The organism is Shewanella decolorationis S12, from assembly GCF_000485795.1.
Lineage (GTDB): Bacteria > Pseudomonadota > Gammaproteobacteria > Enterobacterales > Shewanellaceae > Shewanella > Shewanella decolorationis.
In genome coordinates this window covers 148946-155538 of sequence record NZ_AXZL01000069.1, presented here as the reverse complement: position 1 = coordinate 155538, position 6593 = coordinate 148946, and the positions used below count along the sequence as shown (strand labels likewise).

General features: G+C 45.6%; 3 protein-coding genes and 1 rRNA gene. 2 read left to right on the top strand and 2 right to left on the bottom strand.

All coding sequences use genetic code 11. The features are described from left to right. Positions 1-182 precede the first annotated feature (182 nt). A 5S ribosomal RNA gene (gene rrf / locus SHD_RS13630) occupies positions 183-298 on the top strand. A gap of 322 nt (positions 299-620) precedes the next feature. On the opposite strand, the gene SHD_RS13625 is transcribed toward rrf, so the two are convergent. Continuing rightward, complete coding sequence (locus tag SHD_RS13625; protein WP_023267647.1) at positions 621-1325, bottom strand: DUF2057 domain-containing protein; 705 nt, start codon at positions 1323-1325, stop codon at positions 621-623. A 227-nt stretch (positions 1326-1552) separates the two neighbouring features. Then, positions 1553-3610, bottom strand: a complete 2058-nt coding sequence (locus SHD_RS13620) for a bifunctional 2',3'-cyclic-nucleotide 2'-phosphodiesterase/3'-nucleotidase (RefSeq protein WP_023267646.1) — start codon at positions 3608-3610, stop codon at positions 1553-1555. 688 nt (positions 3611-4298) lie between these two features. Here SHD_RS13620 and SHD_RS13615 point away from each other — a divergent pair. Next, a complete protein-coding gene (locus tag SHD_RS13615) occupies positions 4299-6446 on the top strand; it encodes a M3 family metallopeptidase (RefSeq protein WP_023267645.1) in 2148 nt (715 codons plus the stop codon). Positions 6447-6593 lie beyond the last annotated feature (147 nt).

Below are 6593 nucleotides of genomic sequence, written 5' to 3'. Positions count from 1 at the left end.
GGCTTAACCATACAACCCAGATGGGTTTTACAAGCACTTAGCTTGAATATGAACACTTAAGAAGTGTAACTCAAACCAGCTTTCCGAATTTACTGGAATAAGAATTTATCAACTACCTCCCTGTAGTTGACCCTAACGGGCCGCGCTAAAGAGCGTTAAAAATTGTTCCAGACAATTTTTTGCTTGGTGACAATAGCATTGTGGTCCCACCTGATCCCATCCCGAACTCAGAAGTGAAACGCAATCGCGCCGATGGTAGTGTGGGGTCTCCCCATGTGAGAGTAGGTCATCGCCAAGCGCCTAAATAAACACAAAAGCCCTAGTTAAACAGCTAGGGCTTTTGTGTTTATACGCTCCGCGAAAAGCTACCTCGATGTCGGTCAATAAATGTTCCTCTAATATTGACACTTCCACCATCCATGCTGGTCGCCCCACCAGCTAAGCAGGCTCCCCAGCTACGAAGACAAGCTTCTTCGTGTTCAATTATGGCTAAATACTGCGTATTTACAGCGCAATGAGGCTAATAAAAAGAGCAACCTAGGCTGCTCTATCTGTGTTGGTTTACTATTTCGCTATTTCGCTATTTCGCTATTTCGCTATTTCGCTATTTCGTAAAACGCTTATTGCTCGTTAATTTTGGCCTTGAATTTTGCTTTGGTGGCGTCATCGGCGAGGTGATACCAATAATCCAGCATATGACTGATTTCGGCTTGAGTCGGCGAGTCAGGCGCTGCGCCTTGTGCTGATTCAGTAGTACTAATGGTTACGGCTGTTGATGGCGCTGTACTGGCTGCTGGCAGAGTTGGTGCTCTCGTTGTCGCTGATATTTGAGGCTGGCTTTGCACTGCGGCAAGCGTTATCGAAGCGGGATGTTGGCCTTGATTGTATTGAAAGATTTCTTGCTCGAAGTTTCGGCCTATCTGAAGCCCGTTTTTCACTAATCTGTCTTGGTCAAAGCTAATCGCTTGATTGTGCTTATCTAAAAGCGTAAGTGAGGGTGACTCATCGAACTGCTTTGCGGCTTTAGCCGAGTCGATATTAGGTAATTTGAGCTGTAATGCTTGGTCGGTTTCATTAAAGCGGATGATTAGTACGTCCGATTGATAGCGTACCGAATTAGCCTGTTTGCGATACTGGGCATTGTAGCGAAACGCGATTTGGTTCAAGCCATCACTCAGCGTGACTGGCGAGGTGCTTAATGGCTTTTGTCCATTCACGGTTAACAGATCGACATCATTCGGCAGCTGCAGGAGAACTTCGGCACAAACGGGTTGCAGACTGGCAATCAGTATGGCGGATGCGCACAGGATAGCAGGGGATTTCATAGGCTTTCTCTTGGTTGATATCACGCACTAATGATAAGTGAGATGGACGTTAACACAAAGTGGAGAGCTAAGTTGATCATCAAAAGGCGCGCCCAAAGCACGATATATATCATCGATATTTGGCTGCGATATAGAATAAAGAAAAGGCTCACTGGGAGCCTTTTCTTGCTTAAGTACGAGACAACGTTATGCCTGACCTTGGCTTAACCTAAGCACAATAACGCAAATTACTTCGCTTTATCTTGGCTTAGGTTGATGCGGTACACGGCGAAACCGAGTTCATCTTTACTAATCTTGGTCATTTCGCGTTGTTTATTTGCTTCGATAAAGGTAGCGGCTTTATCGCTATCTTGGGTCTGGAAGCGAATATCTAACGCAACATTAGTGCTGATGGTTTTGAAATCCCAGTTGTAGTCAGCACTTGGGTTGACCATGCCATCATACTTGCCTGTGGTTTCGTTGTACTTAGATTGTGCCGTGATGTAGGCCGCTAAGGCTTCACGGTTAGTATCAGGCAGTTCGAGTACCACATGATCACTGCCTGTACCTGCAAACTTGCCACCAAAGGCACGGTAGTTATTTGAGGCTACGATAAATTCTTTGGCCGCAAACTCTTCGCCAGTGAAGACTTTACCGCTGGTATCTGTATAGCTTAAATCGACGATACGGTTAGCATTGGCATTGACAACGGCGCAGTCGCGGTCGAACTTACTTGGTTGTGTCACATCAATCTTGTAGGTCAAGCCATCGAGCACGTCGAAGTTATAGGTTGGGTGACCATCCCAGTTGATTAACTCCTGCGGCGTGGTCTTGCTAGGATCGATTTGATTGAATTGGTTAGCCGAACACTCCAGCCAATCTTTCAGTTCAGCCCCCGTCGCTTTGACCGCCACCATAGTGTTGGGGTAGAGGTAAAGATCGGCGGCGTTTTTAAAGGTCAATGCGCCTTTATCCACTTGTACGTATTGGTCTGCATCACTGGTTGTACCGTGGCGACCACCGGCTTTGAATGGCGCAGAAGCCGATAAGACGGGCAGATCTTTTAATGCCTCGGGGAGTTTGGCTTTGACGTTGGCAATTTGCGCGTCAGAAACGATTTGTACGGTTGGATCGTCCTGCACTAAGGTCAAGAAGCTATACATATCGGCGGCAGCAACCCCAATTGGCTCATCCACGAAGGCGAGTGTCCCTTGGTGCTCGGCGGCGACAGCATCATGGATGGCGGCGTCAGCTACGACTAATGGTGTTTTGGTTGCACCATCATAGATAGGACGTGCCTTAGTGGTGGCACTGAGTACTGACCACTTACCGTCTTTACGCTCTAGTTTAAAGTCGACCACACCTAAGTTGTCACCCCAGCGGCCAGGCATAACGGCTGGTACACCATTTAACAGACCCTTAGTCACGTCTGTGTTAGGTAAGTCGGCGTATTTAGCATCGGGGAAAATGGAGTGGCTGTGACCAAAGAGAATGGCATTAATACCGTCGACATAGGTCAAGGCATAGGTTGCGTTCTCTGCCATAGGATCGCCAGGATTTTCGGTCGAACCAATACCAGAATGGGGGATTGCGATAATCAAATCAGCGCCTTTCGCTTTCATTTCAGGCACATATTTCTTGGCAGTCGCAACAATATCTTCAACCGTTACTTTGCCTGTAAGATTTTGTTTATCCCACAATAAGATTTGTGGTGGCACAAAACCAATATAACCAATCTTAATGGTTTGGTTATTTCCTTCGCTATCTACGATTTGTTTTTCTTTAATGATATATGGGGTGAATAAATGTTCGCCTTTTTTCACATCATTCCAGCAGCCATTATCGTCTGCGCAATAGACGTTGGCGTTAATATAAGGGAATTCTGCACCATGAAGTGATTTATTTAAAAAATCTAAACCATAGTTAAATTCGTGGTTACCGATGTTACCTACTTCGTAATCTAATAGATTCATCGCTTTATAGGCGGGGTGAACATCGCCCATTTGTAGGCCGACTTTAGCCATATAGTCACCCATAGGGCTACCTTGAAGCAGGTCGCCGTTATCTACGAGTACACTGTTTTTGGCCTCTTTACGGGCGGCATGGATCAGGCTTGCGGTACGTGCCAGACCGATAGTTGGGTCTTCTTTACCGCTGTAGTAGTTGAAATCCATGATATTGGTGTGCAGATCCGTGGTTTCTAACACACGTAAATCCGCTTGAACGATTGGCTCATCATCCGAGCCGCAGGCGCTCACGCCTAGGGCGGCAGTGATCATCACCGCGAGTAGTTTTTTATTTAACATCGTTTTCTCTATTTATATTTATTTGACCCTAATACATGTTCTTTTAAGAACATGCCCATCATCCTGTTAATTGATGACGCTATAACGGTTAAGTTTCTGCGCCACTTAGTTAACAGAGGGGAATTATAAAGACATTTGATGATCTGAATGTGACATTAATTGGATAAAGCTTGCTTAAAATTGTGACAATTAGCTTGATTGATTAATTTGTGAACCAATTTGGTGCTGAAGCTTCCCCTATTGAAGGTTAATTTATTGTTAACCGCTTTATGTTAATAAAAATTAATATTTATTGAATTTATGACTTATGCTTTGCATATAATTAGAAGGATATCAGGCGACATTTAACACTTTAGGTTAGGTGTTTTTTTCTAAGCTTTTATTTTAATTTAGATTATTTTTATAAGATATTTTATTGTTCGCTGTGCTGGGAGTTTGCTCCAATCGAAAAAAAGCCTGCAAAGCTTGTTCGCTAGCGTAATTTGACTTCTATCACACATAAAGAGATACAAATTCCCCTCAAATCTTGGCTTTGAAAACTTGGCCGAAGCTCGCTTAACTTGCTAAGGTTGTGCGTCGACGACTGTGCCTCGAAGAAGCATTAGTTGGAAGAGAAGCCAAAATCCGTTACTCGCACCTTTCACTTAAAAAATATAAAGACAGGGCAGTAACACTCTAGGGAGTTCCTATGCGTAAGTCTGTTATTACTACTGCCGTGGCCGCGGCATTGTTATTGGGCGCTTGCTCAGAAAAACCGGCTGCAAATACTGAAGCCGCCAATGCGGTTGCGACACAAGCTGCTGCATCGACTCAAGCTGATGCGACCAACGTGTTATTAAGTAAGAGTCCACTGCAGGATCAAGCTCCGCAGTTTAATCTGATCAAGAGTTCGGATTATGCCCCCGCGTTTGCGCAGGGTATAAAAGAACATGAGGCTGAAATTGCCGCCATTATTGCTAATAAACAGGCGCCAACCTTCGAGAATACGATTTTAGCCATGGAAACCTCGGGTGAGTTGTTAACTCGAGTGTCACGTACCTTTTTCAATCTGGCGGGGTTAATCTCCGACGATGATTTTCAAAAAACCGAGGCGGATTTAGCGCCTAAGCTATCGGCTCACCGCGATAACATTTACTTAGATCCAAGTTTATTTGCCCGTGTCGAAACTGTATATCAGCAACGTGCTGGGTTAAATGCCGAAGATAAGCGTCTGGTCGAGTTTTATTACGAGCAGTTTGTACGTGCTGGGGCTAAATTATCCGATGCCGATAAAGCCAAAATGCGCGACTTTAACGCTGAGTTAGCGACCCTTGCGACTGAGTTTTCCCAAAACAGCTTAAAGTCATTTAAAGACGATGTGATTGTTGTGACCGATAAAGCACAACTGGACGGTTTATCTGACAGCGAAATCGCCACCTTAGCGGCCGCAGCACAGGCGGCGGGTAAAACGGGTTACCTGATCACCTTAGTGAACACGACTCGTCAGCCTATCTTAGCCAGTTTAAATAACCGCGAACTGCGCCAAAAAGTCTGGGAAACCTCGGCTCACCGCGCCGTTGCCAGCAATGGCCCTTTAATCGTGAAGATGGCGCAGCTGCGCGCCAAGAAAGCCAATCTACTCGGCTTTGATACTTGGGCAGCCTATGCGGTGGCCGACCAAATGGCTAAAACGCCAACTGCCGTGTATGAAATTTTAGATGACTTGGCACCTAAAGCCTTGGCTCATGCTAAGGCTGATGCGGCGGATATCCAAGCTGAAATCAAAAAGGCCGGCGGTAATTTTGAATTACAACCTTGGGATTGGGCTTATTACGCCGAGAAAGTGCGTCAGCAAAAGTACGCCCTGGATGAGAGCAGCATCAAACCCTACTTTGAATTTAACTCTGTGCTGAAGGATGGTTTGTTCTTCGCGATGCACAAACTCTACGGCATCAGCGTTAAACCGCGCACCGATTTACCAGTATGGCATAGCGATGTGCTCGCCTTTGAGGTTTTTGATAAAGACAACAGCTCTATTGGTTTGTTCTATCTTGACCCTTATGCCCGTGAAGGTAAGGGCGGCGGCGCGTGGATGGATGAATTTGTCACTCAAAGCGGCCTGCTAGGCACTAAGCCTGTGGTATATAACGCACTGAATATCCCAAAACCTGCTGACGGTCCAACCTTGATGACCTTCGATGAAGTGACCACTATGTTCCACGAATTTGGTCATGCGGTGCATGGTTTATTCTCCAAGGTGAAATACCCAAGTGTGGCGGGCACCTCTACTGCGCGCGACTTTGTGGAGTTTCCATCTCAAGTTAACGAAGATTGGAACATTGACCCTGCGGTCATTGCCAATTACGCCAAACATTATCAAACTGGCGAGCCTATTCCAAAAGCCCTACTCGATAAGATATTAGCCTCGAATAAATTTGGTCAAGGTTTTGATACTGTGGAGTATTTAGCGGCTGCATTACTGGATATGGAATGGCACTCGATTGGTGCCGACACCCAAATTAAGGATGTGGAACAGTTTGAGCATCAAGTGTTAGCCAAACACGGCCTCGATTTCGCGCCAATTCCACCGCGTTATAAGTCGAGCTATTTTAGCCATGCCTTCTCCGGTGGCTATTCTGCCGGTTATTACGCTTACCTGTGGACTGAAGTGTTTGCCGCCGATGCCTTTGCTTATATGGGCAATCATGGTGGTTTAAAAGCCGAAAACGGCGATAAGTTCCGTGAAGCGGTATTGTCTAAAGGCAACAGCGAAGATCTGATGCAGGATTACATCCACTTTACCGGTCAAAAACCCACGACCGATGCCTTATTAAAGCGCCGTGGTTTAGTCGATTAAACGATTCATTGTAAAAAGGCCAAAGGCTTGGTAGGGCAACCTATCAAGCCTTTTTTACGCTATTGTTTTTCGATAATCTTTACTCTAAAATCGCGCCAAATTTGACTGTGGGATAACTTCTTTATCCCGTATCGACGCCCCTCGAAA